Source organism: Aquimarina megaterium XH134 (assembly GCF_000520975.1).
GTDB classification, from domain to species: domain Bacteria; phylum Bacteroidota; class Bacteroidia; order Flavobacteriales; family Flavobacteriaceae; genus Aquimarina; species Aquimarina megaterium.
This window is the reverse complement of record NZ_JACB01000040.1, coordinates 40436-61321: the sequence shown is the minus strand read 5'-3', so window position 1 is coordinate 61321 and position 20886 is coordinate 40436. Positions and strand designations below refer to the sequence as shown.

Genomic DNA, 20886 nt, shown 5'->3' with positions numbered 1-20886 from the left:
GTAGTAATGGCTATTAAATTTTAAAAGTGAGTACTGGTCTTTTTGCATGATTTACAACGTCTTCCCCTAAGCTTCCGTTAATAAAGTGTGATATTCCTTTTCTGCCATGAGTGCTAATGCCGATCATACCTGCATTGATAGAGTCGGCAAAATTAAGTATTCCTTTTTCTACGGTATTGTCGTTATAGATGTTTAAACTATACCCCTCTATGGCTAGATTAGAGATCATATTATTCATTTTTTCTTCGGTCTCATAAGTGGTTTTAAATCCATTAGCTGTATTTATCCATACTAAATGAAGTTTTGCTTGAATTGATTTAGAAAAATCGTGTGCTGCTAAAAGACATGGTTTATCTTCATCATCAAAATTTGTAGCATATACAAAGTCATTAATTTCAAAAATATCACAATCTTCTTTGATAACTAATACTGGTTTTTTTGATGTTCGCACCACTTTTTCCGCATTAGAGCCTATAAATAATTCTTCAAAACCAGTGGAGCCATGAGACCCCATGATGATGATGTCTATATTGTTTTTGGTGCTCGAATTAATAATCCCATGCAATACGTCTTCAAAATTTACAGTCTCAATGACATCAATATCTTTTAAATAATCCTGATTTAGTACTTCTTCAAATTTTTTATGGGTTTGTTTCATAAAAAAAACGGCCTCTGGTGCAGGTCCTGGTGCTCCAGAAGACATTAAATCTGTAAGATGCATAGGGAGTTCTAAAATATGTAACAGATAGATTTTGGCATTATTTTTTTTCGCTATTTGAGCGGCTACTTTTAGTGCGCTTTCGGCTTGTTTAGAAAAATCTGTTGGAACTAGTATACTTTTAATCATAATACTGCTTTTTTGAAATATGTTATTCGTTTATCACTTTGAATTTAGAACATATTGATGGTTATATGGTTTAAGTAAGAAGCTGTTTGTATAGTATATCTTAAATTTACGAATAAATTCATTCTTAGCGATATTTTGTATATAAGATATTATTACTATCTTTGCACCGTTGAAATTAAAAAACCAGGATGAGGGGACGAGAAGTCCCCTCTTTTTATCTATTTATGTCATTAAAAGACAAAGTTCAGAATTTATTAGAGGGGGCACTTCAAGAAAATCCGTCCTTATTTCTAATTGAAAGTAAAATTCATCCCGACAATAGTATTGAAATTATTATTGATGGTGATAATGGTGTGAAAGTAGAAGATTGTATTGCTGTAAGCAGGGCAATTGAGCACAATTTAGATAGAGAAGAAGAAGACTTCTCTCTTCAGGTGATGTCTTCTGGCGTTTCTGAAGGTCTGAAGCATGTTCGGCAATACAAAAAGAATGTGGGTAGAAAACTTAAGGTAAAAACAACCGAAGAAACGATCGAAGGAGAGCTGATCTCGGCGACCGAAGATGCAGTTGTCTTAACGTGGAAAACACGGGAGCCTAAGCCAGTAGGTAAAGGTAAAGTAACCGTTACTAAAGAAGCTAATATAGCTTATGAAAATATTGTAGAAGCAAAAGTTATGATAACATTTTAATTATAATATATTGATATGGAAAATATCGCATTAATAGAATCATTTTCAGAATTCAAGGATGATAAATTTATAGATCGTGTTACTTTAATGTCGATCTTAGAAGATGTATTTAGAAATGCTCTAAAGAAGAAGTTTGGTAGTGATGACAATTTCGATATCATTATAAATCCTGATAAGGGAGATTTAGAAATTTGGAGAAACCGTATTGTAGTAGGAGATGGAGAGGTTGAAGATGGTAATCAAGAAATATCACTAACTGAAGCACAAAAAATAGAGCCTGATTTTGAGGTAGGTGAAGACGTATCAGAAGAAGTTAAGCTTATAGATTTAGGAAGACGTTCTATATTGGCATTGCGCCAGAATTTGATTTCTAAAATCCATGAACACGACAATACTAATATTTATAAACAGTTTAAAGAATTAGAAGGAGAGATTTATACTGCAGAGGTTCATCATATTCGTCATAGAGCGATTATAATGTTGGATGACGAAGGTAATGAGATTATATTGCCTAAGGATAGACAAATACCTTCTGATTTTTTTAGGAAAGGAGAAAATGTACGAGGAGTAATCGAATCTGTAGAGCTTAAAGGTAATAAACCATCTATTGTTATGTCTAGAACATCACCTCTGTTTTTAGAGAAATTGTTCGAATCAGAAATACCAGAAGTGTTTGATGGATTAATTACAGTTAAAAAAGTAGTTAGAATTCCTGGAGAAAAAGCAAAAGTTGCTGTAGATTCGTATGATGACAGAATTGATCCTGTAGGAGCATGTGTTGGTATGAAAGGTTCTCGTATACATGGTATCGTAAGAGAATTGGGTAATGAAAATATTGATGTTATTAATTATACAAATAATTTACAATTATTTATTACCAGAGCGTTAAGTCCTGCGAAAGTAACTTCTATAAAGATTAATGAAGAGACCAGTCGAGCAGAAGTAATGCTAAGACCAGAAGAGGTTTCTAAAGCTATTGGTCGAGGAGGTCATAATATTAGATTGGCAGGGCAATTAACAGGTTATGAGATAGATGTATTTAGAGAAGGTGTAGAAGAAGATGTAGAGCTTACAGAGTTTTCTGATGAAATCGACTCATGGATTATTGAAGAATTTTCTAAAATTGGTTTGGATACAGCAAAGAGTATTTTAGAACAGGATATTAGTGATTTAGTAAAGCGAACTGACCTTGAAGAAGAGACAGTAGGCGAAGTGATTAGAATATTAAAATCTGAATTTGAAGATTAATAATCACAATTAATTATATTTGAGCATTAAATAAAAGGCATTTATGGCTGAAGCAGGAACAATGAGACTAAATAAAGTATTACGCGAATTCAATATCTCGCTAGATCGGGCTGTTGACTTTTTGAACTCAAAAGGTCATGAGATAGATGCGCGTCCTACTACAAAAATTTCTTCGGAGATTTATCAGCTCTTGTTTGATGAATTTCAAACGGATAAGAGTAAAAAAGTAGCTTCAAAGGAAGTCGGGGAAGAAAAGAAGAAAGAGAAAGAAGCGTTGCGAGTGCAGATCGAAAATGAACAGGAAGAAAAACGTAAACGTGCAGAAGCTCGTGAAGTTGTGAAAGCCAAAGCTCAATTAAGTGGACCTAAGCAAGTAGGTAAGATTGAACTGGAAGGAGAAAAGCAAGAAGATAATACTGCAAAGCCCGAAGAAAAAGTAGTTGAAGCTCCTAAGGTAGAGAAGGTAGAAGAAAAGGTAAAAGAAAAGGAAGAGGCAAAAAGCAAAACTCCAGAAGTAGTTTCAAATAGACCTCAGAAAAAAGGAATTAAAATAACGCGACAAGCGCCAAAAGAAATAAAAGAAGATAAACCTGTAGAGCCTGTTGTGAGCAAAAATAAGCCTGAAACTCCAGCGCCAGAAGTGGAAGCTGAGGTTTCTGTAGAGCCAGAGAAGGTTAAAACTCAATATAAGAAATTAGATGGCCCTAATTTCACAGGTCAGAAAATTGATTTAACTCAATTTAAAAAACCTGCTAAAAAGAAAGAAGATAAATCTGATAAGAAATCTTCGAATGCAGGTGATGCAGCAAAAAAACGCCGACGAAGAATTAGTAAAGAAGGAGGTGGTTCTCAAGGATCTGGCGGCGGTAGACCAGGAGGTCAGTCTGGTGGTGGTAACCGAGGTGGAAATAGAGGAAGAGGACCTGCAAAAGGTAAACGACCTGCTATTGTAAAAGAAGAGCCAAGTGAAGAAGAAGTACAAAAACAAGTACGAGAAACTCTTGAAAAATTACAAGGAAAATCTAATAAGTCAAAAGCGGCTAAATATCGTAGAGATAAGAGAGATCAGCATCGTCAGAAAGCAGAAGATGATGTAGCACAACAAGAACAAGAAAGTAAAGTACTTAAGGTAACAGAATTTGTTACAGCTTCTGAGGTTGCTACGATGATGAGTGTGCCAACCACCGATATTATTTCGGCTTGTATGTCATTAGGAATAATGGTGACAATGAATCAGCGTTTAGATGCAGAGACTCTTTCTATTGTAGCAGATGAATTTGGTTATGAAGTTAATTTTGTAACTGCAGATATCGAGGAGTCTATAGAAGAAATTGTAGATGCTCCCGAGGATTTAGAAGAAAGAGCACCAATTGTAACTGTGATGGGACATGTTGATCATGGTAAAACATCTCTACTTGATTATATTCGAGAAGAAAATGTAATAGCTGGTGAGAGTGGTGGGATTACCCAGCATATCGGAGCCTATGGAGTGCAGTTAGAAAATGGACAGAAAATAGCGTTTTTAGATACACCTGGTCACGAAGCATTTACCGCAATGCGTGCACGTGGTGCGCAGGTAACAGATTTAGCTATTATTGTAATTGCAGCAGATGACGATGTGATGCCACAGACCAAAGAAGCGATTAGTCATGCTCAGGCAGCAGGAGTTCCTATTGTGTTTGCTATTAATAAAGTAGATAGGCAAGAAGCAAATCCTGAAAAGATAAAAGAAAAACTAGCTTCTATGAATTTATTAGTAGAAGATTGGGGAGGAAAAATCCAATCCCATGATATTTCTGCTAAAACTGGATTAGGAGTTAAAGAATTACTTGAAAAAGTACTTCTTGAAGCTGAGATACTAGAACTTAAAGCAAATCCGAATCGATTAGCGTCGGGTACAGTTGTAGAAGCGTTTTTAGATAAAGGGCGTGGTTATGTGTCTACTATTTTAGTACAAACAGGTACGCTTAAAATAGGAGATTATGTTCTTGCAGGTAAAAATAGCGGTAAGATTAAGGCGATGCAGGATGAACGAGGAAATAGCGTAAAAGAGGCAGGGCCTTCTACACCAGTTTCAATCCTTGGATTAGATGGTGCTCCACAAGCGGGAGATAAGTTTAGTGTATTAGAAGATGAGAGAGAAGCTAAAGATATTGCTTCAAAACGAGCACAATTACATAGAGAACAATCTGTGCGTACACAACGACATATTACACTAGATGAGATCGGACGTCGAATTGCCTTAGGAGACTTTAAAGAGCTTAATATTATTCTTAAAGGAGATGTTGATGGTTCTGTAGAGGCGTTAACAGATTCGTTCCAGAAATTGTCTACGGAAGAAATTCATGTAAATATCATTCATAAAGCAGTAGGAGCAATTACAGAAAGTGATGTGTTGCTGGCATCTGCATCTGATGCTATTATTATTGGATTTAATGTTAGACCAGCTGGTAATGCCAGACAGGTTGCAGATAAAGAAGAAATTGATATCAGAACATATTCGATTATCTATGATGCTATTAATGATCTTAAAGATGCAATGGAAGGAATGCTTTCTCCGGTAATGAAAGAAGAAGTTACAGGAACTGCAGAAATTAGAGAAACATTTAAGATCTCTAAAGTTGGTACAATTGCAGGATGTATGGTTCTTACAGGTAAACTTTTCCGAAATTCTGGTGTACGCTTGATTCGAGAAGGTGTTGTAGTATATACAGGTGAGTTTGCTTCTTTAAAAAGATTTAAAGATGATGTAAAAGAAGTAGCAAAAGGATATGACTGTGGTCTACAAATTAAGAATTATAATGATATTAAAGAAGGTGATATAGTAGAGGCTTATCAAGAAGTAGCCGTAAAGAAGAAGCTATAATATCTAGGATAATTTAGTAAATAATAAAACCCGATGTGAAAACATCGGGTTTTATTATTTATGAATAAGAAGAATCTTTATTTTTTTTCTGGTCTAAATATGAATGCATTAGGGAATTTGGTGTGCACTTCTTTTAATGCTCTGTCGGCTTCAAGCCTTGTGCGATAGTTTCCCATCCATACTTTGTAATTAGGTGTTTCCCATTGGATCGACGAACTCCATTTTGGAAAAGCTTCTTTTGAGGCTCTTATTATTTCATTTGCCTTATTTAAATTACCATAATATAACTGAATCTTGTAGCGATCACTAAATTCTCCATCTTTTTCCATCTTAGATTTTATATCAAGAAGCATTTTTATTCGTGGATCTTGATTGATAGTTACAGACGCTTCTGGTTGTGGTAATATGTTTACGGGTACAAAATCGGGCTGATTTGGAGTTTCAGGAGTAATATTTGTGGTATCCTGAGCGGTTAAAGTGCTGGTAATTATAAGGTAAAAACCAAACAGAAAAATATGGTTTGTGGTGTTTAACATTCTCATTACAAATTGATTTGATGCAAAGGTAAAGTTTAATAACTCAAAATCATTAAAAAATATTATTTAGAATTGTTATAAATTAAGAGTTAACGGTTCTCTAACATTTCTAAAATCGACTAATTATAGTACTTTTGTCGTCGAATTAAAAGTGCCGGTTTTATATCTTTTTTAAGATATTAATGAAAAAACCATACCAAAATTAAGACGATAATTCTACTTGATAATATGAAACAGGTGAAACACCGAAATTCAGCCTCTAAAATCCTAATCCTAGGAACTGTTTTTTTATTTACTTTTTTTAACCCTGTCTTTGGGCAGGATGAAGCGGCTGTTGATAACGCTGCTGTAACTGAAGCTTCGTCTGGAGGAGATGTCGCTAAGGGAGAAGAGTTGTTTAAATCACTTTGTGCAGCTTGTCATAAGCGGTATAAAAAAGCAGTTGGTCCTGCTCTTTTTGGAGTTGCTGATAAGTATGACAGAGCATGGTTATATTCATGGATAAAGAATAGTGCAGCTATGGTCGCTTCTGGTGATGCGCAAGCTGTTGCTGTTTTCGAAGAGTATAACAAAACTGCAATGAATGCTTTTCCGCAGTTAACAGATGGTGATATTGATAATATTTTGGCCTATGTAATGGAGCCTAAAGCAGATCCGCCTGCACCTGTTCCAGGAAGCGATACTGCTTCTGGAGGTGGTGGAAACTCAGGGGTTTCTTCTAATGTGATTTTAGCAATATTAGCACTAGTATTTTTGATGCTGGTTGTGGTTTTATTCCTTGTTAATAAGACACTAAGAAGCTTTGCAGAAGCTAATAATGTAGAGTTGCCACAAGCAGAAGAAAGAACCCCAATCTGGAAAGCATTTATTCAAAACCAATTCTTGGTTATGGTTACTGCCATTTTCTTATTACTTGCGAGCGGTTACTTTGTATATGGATACTTTATGCAGATAGGAGTTGATCAAGGATATCAGCCTGTTCAACCAATACACTATTCTCATAAAATTCATGCTGGTGATAATAAGATAGAATGTAAATATTGTCACTCTTCTGCAAGAGTTAGTAAAACATCGGGAATTCCTTCTCTTAATGTTTGTATGAACTGTCATAAGTCTATTAGTGAGGTAGCTGATGCTACTGCAACAGAAGAATACTCTAAAGAATTCTATGATGGTGAGATTCAAAAGTTATACAAAGCGGTAGGTTGGGATACTAATACACAAGCATATACTGGTGATACTCAGCCTGTAAAATGGGTTCGTATTCATAACCTTCCTGATTTTGCATACTTTAATCACTCTCAGCACGTAAGTGTTGCAGGAATAGAGTGTCAGACATGTCATGGTCCGGTAGAGGAAATGGAAATTATGTATCAGTATGCTCCGCTTACTATGGGGTGGTGTGTTAATTGTCATAGAGAGACCAATGTGAAAATTGCTGATAACAAGTATTATGAGAAAATTCATAAAGAACTTTCTAAAAAATATGGTGTAGACCAATTGACAGCTGCTCAAATGGGTGGTCTGGAATGTGGTAAATGTCATTATTAATAATAAAACAATTGTTTTTCGTAAACGGAAGAATAGTAAGAAGCTAATATCAATTATATATGTCATCAAACAAGAAATACTGGAAAAGTGTTGAAGAGCTAAACGAAAACAGCTCTATTGTTGAGACGCTACAACAAAACGAATTCGTTAAGGAAATTCCTACGGATGAGTTTTTAGGTGATAAGTCATCGTTAGAGAATTCGTCGACCACTCGTCGTGATTTTCTTAAATATGTAGGTTTTAGTACAGCAGCTGCTTCATTGGCAGCATGTGAAGGCCCTGTTAAAAAATCAATACCATATGTAGTTCAACCAGATAGAATAGTACCTGGTGTTGCTAACTATTATGCAACTACAATTGCAGATGGGTATGATTTTGCAAGTGTTTTAATTAAAACCAGAGAAGGTCGACCTATAAAAGTAGAAAATAACAATCTGGCTAAATCTAATTGCGATGCTAATGCGAGAGTACATGCTTCAGTATTATCATTGTATGATAGTTCTCGTCTTCAGGGACCTAGAAAAGGTAATGAAAATGTTGATTGGGATGTCTTAGATAAAGAAGTAAGTGCAAAGTTAAATAGCCTTGGAGGTAAACAAATTGTTTTGTTAACCCAAACATTTGCTAGCCCGTCTACATCAAAGTTAATTTCAGAATTTAAAGCAAAATATCAAAACGTTAAACACGTAGTATATGATGCTATTTCTAATAGTGAAGCTCTAGATGCATATCAAATGATGTATGGTGAAAGAGCACTTGCAGATTATGATTTTTCTAAAGCGAATACGGTAGTAAGTATTGCAGCAGACTTTTTAGGAGATTGGCAAGGAGGAGGATATGATGGTGCATATGCAAAAGGACGTATTCCTAAAAACGGAAAAATGTCTAAGCATATTCAGTTTGAAGCAAACATGTCTTTAACAGGAGCTAATGCAGATAAAAGGATACAAGCTACTCCATCACAACAGAAACAAGTACTTGCTGCTCTGTATAAATATGTAACAGGATCTGGTTCTAAAGGGGCTTTAGATTCTAAGCTAGATGCAGAAGTGGTTAAAGCTGCAAAAGAGATCCAAAAAGCAGGAAGTAATGCTTTAGTCGTTACAGGAATTCAGGATGTTGATGCACAATTGGTAGTTTTAGAAATCAATAAAGCAATCCAAAGTAAAGCCTTTAATAAAAATACTCCACGTACAATACGTCAAGGAGATGCTAAGGCAGTTGCTCAATTGGTGAAAGATATGAATGCAGGACGTGTAGGAGGTCTGTTAATTGCTGGCGTTAATCCAGTATATTCATTACCAAATGCAAATGAGTTTAAAAGCGGCCTTGAAAAAGTAGATATATCTGTAGCATTTAGTATGCATAATGATGCTACGGCAGAATTATGTAATTATGTAGCAACAACGCCTCACTATTTAGAATCTTGGGGAGATATCGAACTAAAAAGAGGAAGCTATAGTTTAATGCAGCCTACGATCAGACCTTTGTTTGATACAAGACAATTTCAAGAAACATTATTAAAATGGACAGGTAATTCATCTACCTACCATGATTATATAAAAAGCGCATGGACGGGTATTCTTGGAGGTACTTCCTGGAATCAAGCTCTTCATGATGGAGTATTGGTAAAACCAATACTTCCAAAACAAGAATTGGTAGATGCACTTGAAGCACCAGAAGGAGATGTAGCTGATATAGAAGCTGCTCCAGTACCAACTTCGGCAGGACCAGATGTTGGTGCCGCATCGAGAAGACTTTCTGTTGCGAAATCAAATGGAATAGAACTTACATTATATACAAAAATAGCATTAGGAGATGGCCAACAGGCTAATAACCCTTGGCTACAAGAAATGCCTGACCCTATTACCAGAGCATCTTGGGATAACTACTTAACAGTTTCTAGAGCAGATGCTGCCGAGCTAGGATTAACCAACGAAAATGTTGCAAATGGAGCCTTAAATGGGAGTTATGCAAATATTTCAGTTCAAGGAAGCGAGTCTATAAAAGTTCCGGTAATTATTCAACCTGGGCAAGCCAAAGGTTCTGTTGGATTGGCTTTAGGATATGGTAAGTCAAAAGGGATTAAAGAAGATATGATAGTAGGAGTAAATGCCTACTCTTTATATCAAAACCTTAATACCGTACAAAACGTTTCAATTACGGCTGCAGAAGGAGTGCATGAGTTTGCTTGTGTACAATTACATAATACATTAATGGGTCGTGGCGATATTGTAAAAGAAACGACTCTCGAAATATTCAATACAAAAGATAAGCACGAATGGAATGCAATTCCTGAAGTGAGTAAAAATCATATAGAATATGAGGTTACTTCTCCAGAAGTTGATCTTTGGGATGAATTTGATCGTTCTGTAGGACATCATTTTAACCTTTCTATAGATTTAAATGCTTGTACAGGATGTGGTGCCTGTGTTATTGCTTGTCACGCAGAGAATAATGTACCTGTAGTTGGTAAATCAGAAGTGCGTAGATCTAGAGATATGCATTGGTTACGTATTGATAGATATTATTCTTCACAAGATAGTTTTGAAGGTGATAATGACAAGAAAGATAATATTGCCGGTTTAGGAAGCTCTTTATCTGAGTTTGGTGAGATGGAAAATCCATCAGATAATCCTCAGGTAGTGTTCCAACCAGTAATGTGCCAGCACTGTAACCACGCTCCATGTGAGACTGTATGTCCTGTTGCTGCTACATCACATGGTAGACAAGGACAAAACCATATGGCATATAATCGTTGTGTAGGGACACGATACTGTGCCAATAACTGTCCATACAAAGTACGTAGATTCAACTGGTTCTTATATAACAATAATGACGAGTTTGATTACTATATGAATAATGATTTAGGTAGAATGGTACTTAATCCTGATGTTACTGTGCGTTCTAGAGGGGTTATGGAAAAATGTTCTTTCTGTATCCAATCGACACAAGCTATTATACTGAAAGCTAAACGAGAAGGAAGATTAGTAGCTGCAGGCGAATTTAATGATGCATGTGCTTGCTCTGCTGCTTGTTCATCGGGAGCAATGCGTTTTGGAGATGTTAATGAAGAGGGAAGCGTAATTTCAGAATTAGTAAAAGATGACAGAGCTTATCATTTATTAGAACATGTTGGAACAAAACCTAATGTTGTGTATCAAACAAAAGTAAGAAACACTACAGAAGCTTAATTAACTAATTAAAGAATCAATTCAATTATAAAGGATTATGTCTCATTACGAAGCACCTATAAGAAAACCTTTAGTAACCGGTGATAAAACATACCATGATGTAACATTGGATGTTGTGGCAGCGGTAGAAGGAAAAGCAAATAAATCTTGGTGGATTGTCTTTTCTATTTCACTTATTGCTTTCCTTTGGGGGATAGGGTGTATTATTTACACAATATCTACAGGAATAGGAACCTGGGGATTAAACAAAACAGTAGGATGGGCCTGGGATATCACCAACTTTGTTTGGTGGGTAGGTATTGGTCACGCCGGAACCTTGATTTCTGCAGTACTACTGTTATTTCGTCAGAAGTGGAGAATGGCAATTAACCGTTCTGCAGAAGCGATGACGATTTTTGCCGTTATTCAAGCAGGATTATTCCCGATTATTCACATGGGACGTCCTTGGTTGGCATATTGGGTATTACCAATACCAAACCAGTTTGGATCACTATGGGTAAACTTTAACTCGCCATTACTATGGGATGTATTTGCAATCTCTACGTACCTTTCTGTATCACTGGTATTCTGGTGGACTGGATTGCTACCGGATTTCGCAATGATTAGAGACCGAGCGATAACTCCATTTACAAAAAAAATATATGGCCTTCTATCTTTTGGATGGAGTGGAAGAGCAAAAGACTGGCAACGTTTTGAAGAAGTATCTTTAGTACTTGCAGGTTTAGCTACACCATTAGTACTTTCTGTACATACTATTGTATCATTTGATTTTGCTACTTCAGTAATCCCAGGATGGCATACCACAATATTTCCACCATATTTTGTGGCTGGAGCGGTTTTTTCTGGATTCGCTATGGTGAATACGCTTCTTATTATAATGAGAAAAGTATCAAACCTAGAAAACTATATCACTATTTTACATATAGAATTGATGAATATTGTCATCATGATTACTGGTTCTATTGTTGGTGTCGCCTATATAACAGAGCTATTTGTAGCTTGGTATTCTGGAGTTGAATACGAACAATATGCGTTCCTTAACAGAGCAACAGGACCGTATTGGTGGGCATATTGGGCGATGATGACATGTAACGTGTTCTCACCTCAGTTTATGTGGTTCCCAAAATTAAGAAGAAGTATAATGTTCTCTTTCTTTATCTCTATTGTAGTAAACATAGGAATGTGGTTTGAACGTTTTGTGATCATTGTAACATCACTTCATAGAGATTATTTACCATCATCATGGACAATGTTCTCTCCTACCTTTGTAGATATAGGAATATTTATAGGAACAATTGGATTCTTCTTTGTCTTATTCTTATTATACTCTCGTACGTTCCCTGTAATAGCACAGGCAGAAGTAAAATCAATTCTGAAATCTTCTGGAGAAAAATATAAGAAACTAAGAGAAGCCGGAAAAGATCACAGAGATGAGTTACCTAAAGGTAAAGCAGAAGTGGTAAAAGAAAAATCCGCAAAGAAAAAGACTGAAACCAAAGTAGAAGCAAGTGAAGAAGATATCAATAACCTATTGGGGAACCTTGGGACATTTGATCCGTCAACACAAACTGCAGATGATCTTAAAAAAGTTAACGGTATCGGACCAGTAATGGAAAAGAAACTTAATGAGATCGGAATATTTACTTTTGATCAAGTAAGTAAAATGACCGAAACTGAGTACGATTTATTAGATAATATCACTGGATCATTCCCTGGTAGAGCACAACGCGATGATTGGGCTGGTCAGGCAGAAAAACTTAAAAATAACTAGAAGTATGGCATCAAAAGTTATACATGCATTATATATAGACGACGATATCCTGATGGATGCTGTCAAGAAAGTTCGTGCAGAGCACTATCATATCGAAGAGGTATACACGCCTTTTCCAGTTCATGGACTAGATAAAGCAATGGGATTACCTCATACCCGATTAGCAATTACATCCTTTATGTATGGTTGTGTTGGACTTACGGTAGCAATCTTGATGATGAATTATATCATGATCGAAGATTGGCCTCAAGACATAGGGGGTAAACCTAGTTTTAGCTATATCGAAAACATGCCATCCTTTGTTCCGATTATGTTTGAGCTTACCGTGTTCTTTGCAGCCCATTTAATGGTAATTACTTTTTACATGAGAAGTAAATTATGGCCATTTAAAAAAGCCGAAAATCCTGACGTAAGAACTACAGATGATCATTTCTTAATGGAAGTAGATGCAGGGAATCACGATGTTGATCAACTTGCTAGCTTTTTGGGTGATACCGGAGCAGTAGAAATTAAAGTAATAGATAAGGAAGAAGATAACCATTAGTAATAATGAAGAATACTATAAAAATATTAGCAACGGCAGTAGTGATGATTTGCGTTGTTTCTTGTAAAAAAGATTCAAAACCTAATTATCAATTTATGCCTAATATGTATGAACCGTTAAGTTATGAAACTTATGGTGACTACGGTATTTTTCCTGGCGGTCAGGAAGCCATGTTACCTGCCGAAGGCTCAATACCAAGAGGATGGATGCCATATGATTTTGAAAATTCACAAGAAGGTTACTTACTTGCTAAGGACACTTTAAAGAACCCAATCCGATATACAAAAGAAAATGAAGATGCAGGAAAAGAGTTGTATGATATCTATTGTGCAATTTGCCATGGAGGAAAAGGAGATGGAAAAGGACCTTTGGTACAAAGAGAAAAGATTTTAGGAGTTCCTAGTTACGATGATATAGGTAGAGCAATTACAGAAGGAAGTATTTATCATGTAATGTATTATGGAATTAACTCTATGGGGTCGTATGCATCCCAAACTAATGAGCATGAACGTTGGCAGATTGTTCAATACGTACAGAAATTAAAGGCTGACCTTGAAGGGAAAACCCCTCGAATAGATACAGATGCTGCGCCTACCGTTGTAGAAACAAAAGTAGAAGAACATCCTGAATCAACAGAAGATCATAGTAACGCACACTAGTGCACTAGTAAAAAAGTTAAGAATAACGATATTATAAAGATATGTATACGCTATCAAATAGATTAAGATTATTTTCTATCATCCTTATGGTTGTAGGTCTTGTAGGTCTTATTATTGGATTTGGACAAAGGCCTGGGTCTGTAGAAGAGGTAAAAGAAATGATGGCAGCGCACGACGCTCATGGAGGTGGTCATGGTGAATCACAAGTAGCAGAGAGCAGTCATGGTAATCAAGGACACGGAGAAGAAGATGCTCATGGAGGAGATGCACACTATGAACATGTATTACACCAATTACAAAATAAGCCTTGGGCTTCATTATATGTAGCAGCATTCTTCTTTTTTATGATAGCACTTGGAGTATTAGCATTTTATGCAATACAATTTGCATCACAAGCAGGATGGTCTCCAGTACTTTTTAGAGTAATGGAAGCAATAACAGCATATTTGGTGCCAGGAGGAATTATCCTTTTTGTAATTTTAGCATTATCAGGATTCCATGTTAATCATTTGTTTGTATGGGCGGATCCAGAAGTTGTAGCTCATGATGCATTACTTCAAGGAAAATCTGGCTGGTTAAATAGCTGGGGATTCATTATCAGAGCTGTTATCTTTTTAGGAGGATGGTTACTATATCGTCATTTCGCTGTTAAATATTCAAGAAAGCAGGATGAAGATACAGAAGGGAATAAGTGGTATAAAAAGAGCTTTAAGATATCTGCAGGATTCTTAGTATTTTTTATCTATACAGAATCTATGGCATCTTGGGATTGGATTATGAGTTTTGATCCACACTGGTTCAGTACCTTATTTGGATGGTATGTATTTGCAAGTTTATTTGTTTCTGGTATTACTACGATCGCTTTAATAAGTATTTACTTAAAATCTAAAGGATATTTAGAATTTGTAAATAATAGTCATATTCATGACCTGGCTAAGTTTATGTTTGGTATCAGTATCTTCTGGACATATCTTTGGTTCTCTCAGTTTATGTTGATATGGTATTCTAATATACCAGAAGAGGTAACTTATTTTATTACTCGTATTGAGGATTATAAACTTCCATTTTTTGGAATGTTAGTAATGAATTTTATTTTCCCAATATTGGTGTTAATGAATAGTGATTTTAAACGTGTAAACTGGTTTGTTGTAATGGCAGGTATTGTTATTCTTTGTGGTCATTATATCGATGTTTATAACATGATAATGCCTGCAACAGTTGGCGAATCATGGTTTATAGGTATTAGTGAAATAAGTGCTGTGTCATTGTTTTTAGGACTATTTTTATTCGTAGTGTTTAGAGCATTAACTAAAGCTCCATTATTGCCTAAAGGAAACCCTTATATAGAGGAAAGTAAACATTTCCATTATTAAAATTTGAATTGTAAAAAAAGAAGATAGATAAAAATGACTGTATTCTTAACCTTAGTAGTTATAGCACTTTTTGGAATCACGTTGTGGCAAATGTCAAAGATATTGAAATTGTCTCAAGCTAAAACAGATAACTCTCAAGTAGCAAACGACAAAGACAATAATTTACAAGGTAAGCTTATGCTTGCATTTGTAATATTTCTTTACCTGCTTACCATATATTGTTTTGTACAATATGACTCTTATTTCCTTCCAGAATCAGCTTCTGAACATGGTGTTGATTATGATAGATTAATGTTGATCTCGATGGTATTGATCATGATTGTACAGATCCTTACACAGGGATTGTTACATTTCTTTTCATACAAGTATCGAGGTAAAAAAGAAAATAAAGCATTATTCTTTGCCGATAATGACAAATTAGAATTTATCTGGACTATTATACCGGTAATTGTACTTGCAGGATTAATTATATATGGATTGTTTACATGGACCGATATCATGAATATCGATGAAGAAGATGGAGATCCATTAATTGTTGAGTTATACGCATATCAATTCGACTGGCGTGCTCGATACTCTGGAGAGGATAATGAATTAGGTAAAGCTAATGTTCGTTATATAGAAGGAATTAATACCTTAGGTCTAGATGTTTCTGATACTTATGGAAAAGATGACAAAATTACTAATGAATTGCATTTGCCTGTAAATAGAAAGGTTATTTTTAAAATGCGCTCTCAGGATGTATTACATTCTGCTTACATGCCATTTTTTAGAGCACAGATGAATGTTGTACCGGGTATGATTACAGAGTTTGCTTATACACCGACTGTTACTTCTGAAGAAATGAGAAATAGCGAGTTTATGGTAGAGAAAGTCGCTACAATCAATAAGATTAGAAGAGAAAAAAGCAAAAAATTAGTAGCTGCAGGAGATGAAGCTTTAGAAGAATATACATTCGAATACTACTTATTGTGTAATAAAATATGTGGGGTATCACATTATAATATGCAAATGAAGATTATAGTAGAGTCTGAAGAAGATTATAAGGCATGGTTAAAAACACAGCCTACCTTTGGAGAGCAATTATCAGCCCAAGCAAGCAACTAAGAAAGAAGAAAATTAATATATTATATTAAAAAGAAATAGCGTTATGTCAGTAACTCAAGGAGATAACCACGATCACGATCACGACGATCACGGACATCATAAAGAAACATTTATTACCAAATATATTTTTAGTCAGGATCACAAGATGATCTCTAAGCAGTACTTAATTACTGGTTTGATTATGGGGATTATTGGTATTGCAATGTCTTTATTATTTAGAATGCAATTGGCATGGCCAGACCACCAGTTTACTATTTATGAAATTTTATTAGGTAAATTTGGTGAAGATGGAGTTATGGATCCGGGAATATACCTGGCTTTGGTAACAATACACGGTACTATAATGGTATTTTTTGTATTGACAGCAGGATTGAGTGGTACCTTTAGTAACCTTCTTATTCCATTACAGATTGGAGCTCGTGATATGGCTTCTGGATTCTTAAATATGATATCGTACTGGTTATTCTTTTTAAGTAGTGTTATCATGGTATTGTCATTATTTGCAGAAGCAGGACCAGCATCGGCAGGATGGACAATTTATCCTCCGCTAAGTGCATTGCCACAAGCTATAGGAGGTTCGGGAACAGGGATGACATTATGGTTAGTTTCTATGGCGATATTTATTGCCTCTTCTTTACTTGGTTCTTTGAACTATGTAGTAACTGTAATCAACTTACGAACCAAAGGAATGTCAATGACTCGTTTACCTTTAACCATATGGGCATTCTTTGTAACAGCTATAATTGGTATTGTTTCGTTTCCAGTATTATTATCAGCAGCATTATTGTTAATAATGGATAGAAGTTTTGGTACTTCTTTCTATTTAAGTGATATTTATATACAAGGAGAAGTGCTACATAACCAGGGTGGTTCGCCAGTTCTTTTTGAACATTTATTCTGGTTCTTGGGGCATCCAGAAGTATATATTGTATTACTACCGGCTTTAGGTATTACTTCAGAGATTATAGCTACAAATGCTCGTAAACCTATATTTGGATACCGTGCGATGGTTGCTTCTATATTAGCAATTGCATTCTTATCTACAATTGTTTGGGGGCATCATATGTTTGTATCTGGTATGAATCCTTTCTTAGGTTCTGTATTTACATTTACGACCTTATTGATTGCTATTCCTTCTGCAGTAAAAGCATTTAATTATATTACTACTCTATGGAAAGGTAACTTGCAATTTAATCCCGCAATGTTATTCTCAATAGGATTAGTATCTACATTTATTACAGGAGGTCTTACTGGTATTATATTAGGAGATAGTACATTAGATATTAATGTTCATGATACATATTTTGTAGTAGCGCACTTTCACCTGGTGATGGGTATTTCTGCACTATATGGATTATTTGCAGGAGTATATCATTGGTTCCCTAAAATGTATGGTAAGATGATGAATAAAAATTTAGGATATGTGCATTTTTGGATTACCGCTATAGGAGCATATGGAGTATTCTTCCCAATGCACTTTGTAGGAATGGCGGGATTACCGAGACGTTATTATACAAACTCTAATTTTCCTTATTTTGATGATTTAACAGATACTAATGTATTAATAACAGCTTTCGCTATTTTTGCAGCTGCAGGACAGTTAGTGTTCTTGTATAATTTTATAAGTTCTATTTTCTACGGAAAGAAGGCAGTTCAGAATCCATGGAAATCTAATACTTTAGAATGGACTACTCCGGTAGAACATATGCATGGTAACTGGCCAGGAGAAATTCCTCATGTACACAGATGGCCTTATGACTATAGTAAGACAAATGAAAATGGAGAATATGTAATTGCAGGGCAGGATTTTGTCTCTCAGATTATTCCATTACAAGAAGGAGAAGAAGAAATGCATCATTAATCTGATGTTTAAAAGATATAAAAAAGCCTTTTCATGAAAATGAAAAGGCTTTTTCTTTTCTGATTAATTAACTAGTATTCGAAGTTGATCGGGAACTCTTTTTATTATATTTGTTAATGACGCTCTGGTGTTATATCAATAGAACCCGGATTTAAATAGTAGTAGTAAACTTAATACCGATATATAGCTATCGGATCGATGATAATGAGATTTTATAAATGAACGAAAACCTTGATCCAACAAACGAAAATTTTTCTAACGAAGATCTGGATATCGAAAGAGCATTACGGCCTCTTGCCTTTGATGATTTTGCTGGTCAGGATCAGGTTCTTGAGAATTTAGAGATTTTTGTTCAGGCAGCAAATTTGAGAGATGAAGCTCTTGATCATACTCTTTTTCATGGTCCTCCCGGTTTAGGGAAAACCACTTTAGCCCATATTCTTGCCAACGAATTAGGAGTTGGAATTAAAGTTACTTCGGGACCAGTTTTGGATAAACCCGGAGATCTGGCGGGACTATTAACAAATCTGGATGATAGAGATGTATTGTTTATAGATGAGATTCATAGATTAAGTCCTATAGTAGAAGAATATTTGTATTCTGCAATGGAAGACTATAAGATTGATATTATGATTGAGAGTGGTCCTAATGCACGTACAGTTCAAATTAATTTGAATCCATTTACATTGGTAGGAGCGACGACTCGTTCTGGGTTGCTAACAGCACCTATGAGGGCACGATTTGGGATTCAGTCTCGATTACAATACTACACAACAGAATTGTTATCTACCATAGTACAGCGTAGCGCTCATATACTTAATGTTCCAATTTCTATGGAAGCCGCTATCGAAATAGCAGGTAGGAGTAGAGGAACACCTAGAATAGCTAATGCTTTATTGCGTAGAGTACGTGATTTTGCACAAATTAAAGGAAATGGTAAGATAGATATCGAAATTTCTAAATTTGCCTTAAAAGCGCTTAATGTAGATGCTCATGGCTTAGATGAAATGGATAATAAAATTCTAACTACGTTGATCGATAAATTTAAAGGCGGCCCCGTTGGGATCACTACACTTGCTACAGCTGTTAGTGAAAGTGCCGAAACGATCGAAGAGGTGTATGAACCTTTTCTGATTCAGCAAGGCTTTATTATGCGTACACCAAGAGGTAGAGAAGTAACAGAAGCGGCCTATAAACACTTGGGAAGAGTAAAAGGAGGAATTCAAGGAGGGTTGTTTTAATGATTACTATTTCCTGATTAAATACAAGACTACAATAAAATGAATACCAATCTCCCTATAGTTTCTTTTTTTAGAGTTCTTAATAACGCAAGTCGTATTCTTAAAAACCCACTTCCTTTTCATCATGAAAATTTTGAAAAACATGGAGACGCTTTTAAAGTCCAATTAGGATTTGGTAAAACCGTTATTTTTACTCGTGATGCTGGTTTTGCTAAGCATATGCTGCAAAAACAACATAGACGATATAGCAAATCCGAATTACAAACAAAAGATCTGGCAAAGTATGTAGGAGAAGGATTATTAACTTCTACAGGAGAAAAATGGTTAAAGCAAAGGCGTTTAATTCAACCTGCTTTTCATAAGAAGAAGTTAGAATCCTTGATAAATACGATTAAAGAAGTAATAGAAGAAGAGTTTATAAAGATACCCTCCAATAAAGAAATCGATATTTTTCCTGTAATGAGTGATTTGGCGTTTAAAGTAGTAGCCAAGTCATTATTTGGCTATACAGATACACAAGGAGATACTATTTCGCGATTGCAACATATAACCGAAGCTGCTCAGAAATCATTGGTACAGGAAATAAGACAGCCTTATAAACGATGGTGGTTTTACTTTAGTGGAAAAATCAAAAATACACTCAAGCTAACTCAGGAGGCAAGAGATATTCTTAATACAATTATAGAAGAAAGAAGAAACTCTAATAAAGTGTATAATGACCTGTTAGATATGCTGCTAACATCAAAATATGATGATGGTAGTGTGATGGGTAATGAACAGTTGATAGATGAAATTCTAATTCTGTTTGTAGCAGGGCATGAAACTACGTCTAATGCATTAACCTTTACGGCTGTATTACTGGCGCTTCATCCTGAGATTCAGGAACAGGTATATCAAGAAGTTTCTGAAACTCCAGATGATTTACCGCCAATAGAACAGATAGCAAAATTTCGATATACAAAACAGTGTATTGAAGAAGCAATGCGGTTATATCCACCTGCTTATTTTTCTGATCGCGTGGCTATTGAAGATGATAATTATCAGGATTTAAAACTAAAAAAAGGAACAACTATCCTGGTTTCGTTTTTTGAAATCCACAGACATAAAAGTTTTTGGAAAGACCCTTCGACATTTGATCCTGATCGATTTCATCCTGATATTGATAAAAAAGAATATTCTGATTGGTATTTCCCTTTTGGATCAGGGCCCAGAATGTGTATTGGTAATAATTTTGCGATGTATGAAATGATTCTTGCAATAAGTGCTTTGGTAGGAAAGTATAAAATAAATACCAATCTTCATAAAGTTGATATTAAACCATTGATCACTTTAAAGCCCGAAAACGCAATGCTTACATTTGTTGAGAGGTAAATATATTGTGGTTTAGATCTTTAGTTTT

At 35.3% G+C, this 20886-nt stretch carries 15 protein-coding genes; 13 read left to right on the top strand and 2 right to left on the bottom strand.

The annotated features are described in order from the left end of the window. Positions 1-13 precede the first annotated feature (13 nt). Positions 14-847 (bottom strand): universal stress protein, encoded by an 834-nt coding sequence (locus Z053_RS0120700; protein ID WP_231389262.1) that lies wholly within the window; start codon positions 845-847, stop codon positions 14-16. A 188-nt stretch (positions 848-1035) separates the two neighbouring features. On the opposite strand from Z053_RS0120700, the gene rimP reads away from it, so the two are divergent. From rimP to infB, 3 genes are read left to right on the top strand one after another with little or no spacing between them, the layout of a single operon-like run. Next, positions 1036-1536 (top strand): ribosome assembly cofactor RimP, encoded by a 501-nt coding sequence (gene rimP / locus Z053_RS0120695; RefSeq protein WP_231389261.1) that lies wholly within the window; start codon positions 1036-1038, stop codon positions 1534-1536. 15 nt (positions 1537-1551) lie between these two features. Beyond that, positions 1552-2784 carry a transcription termination factor NusA gene (gene nusA, locus Z053_RS0120690; protein ID WP_024771645.1) on the top strand — a complete coding sequence of 411 codons (1233 nt, stop codon included), beginning with the start codon at positions 1552-1554 and terminating at the stop codon, positions 2782-2784. A gap of 43 nt (positions 2785-2827) precedes the next feature. Continuing rightward, positions 2828-5650: a translation initiation factor IF-2 gene (infB, locus tag Z053_RS0120685; protein WP_025666879.1), complete on the top strand. Its 2823-nt coding sequence runs from the start codon at positions 2828-2830 to the stop codon at positions 5648-5650. A 77-nt stretch (positions 5651-5727) separates the two neighbouring features. Here infB and Z053_RS29050 read toward each other — a convergent pair whose 3' ends face one another. Next, positions 5728-6192, bottom strand: a complete 465-nt coding sequence (locus Z053_RS29050) for an SPOR domain-containing protein (RefSeq protein WP_152538358.1) — start codon at positions 6190-6192, stop codon at positions 5728-5730. A gap of 222 nt (positions 6193-6414) precedes the next feature. Between Z053_RS29050 and Z053_RS0120675 the strand changes: the two genes are divergently transcribed. The 10 genes from Z053_RS0120675 (at position 6415) to Z053_RS0120630 (ending at position 20858) form a co-directional block, all read left to right on the top strand. Continuing rightward, positions 6415-7737, top strand: a complete 1323-nt coding sequence (locus tag Z053_RS0120675; RefSeq protein WP_025666877.1) for a c-type cytochrome — start codon at positions 6415-6417, stop codon at positions 7735-7737. Between the two features lie 59 nt (positions 7738-7796). Then, on the top strand, positions 7797-10931 hold the full coding sequence (locus Z053_RS0120670) for a TAT-variant-translocated molybdopterin oxidoreductase (protein WP_025666876.1): 3135 nt from the start codon (positions 7797-7799) through the stop codon (positions 10929-10931). A 34-nt stretch (positions 10932-10965) separates the two neighbouring features. Further along, the gene (gene nrfD, locus Z053_RS29045; RefSeq protein ID WP_025666875.1) at positions 10966-12702 is read left to right on the top strand and encodes an NrfD/PsrC family molybdoenzyme membrane anchor subunit; all 1737 of its coding nucleotides are present in this window, start codon (positions 10966-10968) and stop codon (positions 12700-12702) included. A gap of 4 nt (positions 12703-12706) precedes the next feature. Continuing rightward, positions 12707-13246: a DUF3341 domain-containing protein gene (locus Z053_RS0120660; protein WP_025666874.1), complete on the top strand. Its 540-nt coding sequence runs from the start codon at positions 12707-12709 to the stop codon at positions 13244-13246. Positions 13247-13251: 5 nt separating this feature from the next. Beyond that, the gene (locus tag Z053_RS0120655) at positions 13252-13905 is read left to right on the top strand and encodes a c-type cytochrome (RefSeq protein ID WP_025666873.1); all 654 of its coding nucleotides are present in this window, start codon (positions 13252-13254) and stop codon (positions 13903-13905) included. A 41-nt stretch (positions 13906-13946) separates the two neighbouring features. Beyond that, positions 13947-15278: a hypothetical protein gene (locus Z053_RS0120650; protein WP_025666872.1), complete on the top strand. Its 1332-nt coding sequence runs from the start codon at positions 13947-13949 to the stop codon at positions 15276-15278. 33 nt (positions 15279-15311) lie between these two features. After that, complete coding sequence (locus Z053_RS0120645) at positions 15312-16385, top strand: cytochrome c oxidase subunit II (protein ID WP_025666871.1); 1074 nt, start codon at positions 15312-15314, stop codon at positions 16383-16385. A 43-nt stretch (positions 16386-16428) separates the two neighbouring features. Continuing rightward, positions 16429-18246: a cytochrome c oxidase subunit I gene (locus Z053_RS0120640; protein ID WP_025666870.1), complete on the top strand. Its 1818-nt coding sequence runs from the start codon at positions 16429-16431 to the stop codon at positions 18244-18246. Positions 18247-18464: 218 nt separating this feature from the next. Continuing rightward, positions 18465-19487 carry a Holliday junction branch migration DNA helicase RuvB gene (gene ruvB, locus Z053_RS0120635; RefSeq protein ID WP_025666869.1) on the top strand — a complete coding sequence of 341 codons (1023 nt, stop codon included), beginning with the start codon at positions 18465-18467 and terminating at the stop codon, positions 19485-19487. Between the two features lie 39 nt (positions 19488-19526). Then, on the top strand, positions 19527-20858 hold the full coding sequence (locus tag Z053_RS0120630; RefSeq protein ID WP_025666868.1) for a cytochrome P450: 1332 nt from the start codon (positions 19527-19529) through the stop codon (positions 20856-20858). Positions 20859-20886: the final 28 nt, after the last annotated feature.

What these genes read in the sequence shown, in the direction of transcription:
- Z053_RS0120630 (WP_025666868.1), top strand. Translation starts at nt 19,527, where the DNA reads ATGAATACCAATCTCCCTATAGTTTCTTTTTTTAGAGTTCTTAATAAC.
- Z053_RS0120675 (WP_025666877.1), top strand. Translation starts at nt 6,415, where the DNA reads ATGAAACAGGTGAAACACCGAAATTCAGCCTCTAAAATCCTAATCCTA.
- Z053_RS0120700 (WP_231389262.1), bottom strand. Translation starts at nt 847, where the DNA reads ATGATTAAAAGTATACTAGTTCCAACAGATTTTTCTAAACAAGCCGAA.
- Z053_RS0120670 (WP_025666876.1), top strand. Translation starts at nt 7,797, where the DNA reads ATGTCATCAAACAAGAAATACTGGAAAAGTGTTGAAGAGCTAAACGAA.
- Z053_RS29050 (WP_152538358.1), bottom strand. Translation starts at nt 6,192, where the DNA reads ATGAGAATGTTAAACACCACAAACCATATTTTTCTGTTTGGTTTTTAC.
- Z053_RS0120655 (WP_025666873.1), top strand. Translation starts at nt 13,252, where the DNA reads ATGAAGAATACTATAAAAATATTAGCAACGGCAGTAGTGATGATTTGC.
- infB (WP_025666879.1), top strand. Translation starts at nt 2,828, where the DNA reads ATGGCTGAAGCAGGAACAATGAGACTAAATAAAGTATTACGCGAATTC.
- Z053_RS0120640 (WP_025666870.1), top strand. Translation starts at nt 16,429, where the DNA reads ATGTCAGTAACTCAAGGAGATAACCACGATCACGATCACGACGATCAC.
- Z053_RS0120645 (WP_025666871.1), top strand. Translation starts at nt 15,312, where the DNA reads ATGACTGTATTCTTAACCTTAGTAGTTATAGCACTTTTTGGAATCACG.
- Z053_RS0120660 (WP_025666874.1), top strand. Translation starts at nt 12,707, where the DNA reads ATGGCATCAAAAGTTATACATGCATTATATATAGACGACGATATCCTG.
- rimP (WP_231389261.1), top strand. Translation starts at nt 1,036, where the DNA reads ATGAGGGGACGAGAAGTCCCCTCTTTTTATCTATTTATGTCATTAAAA.
- Z053_RS0120650 (WP_025666872.1), top strand. Translation starts at nt 13,947, where the DNA reads ATGTATACGCTATCAAATAGATTAAGATTATTTTCTATCATCCTTATG.
- nusA (WP_024771645.1), top strand. Translation starts at nt 1,552, where the DNA reads ATGGAAAATATCGCATTAATAGAATCATTTTCAGAATTCAAGGATGAT.
- ruvB (WP_025666869.1), top strand. Translation starts at nt 18,465, where the DNA reads ATGAACGAAAACCTTGATCCAACAAACGAAAATTTTTCTAACGAAGAT.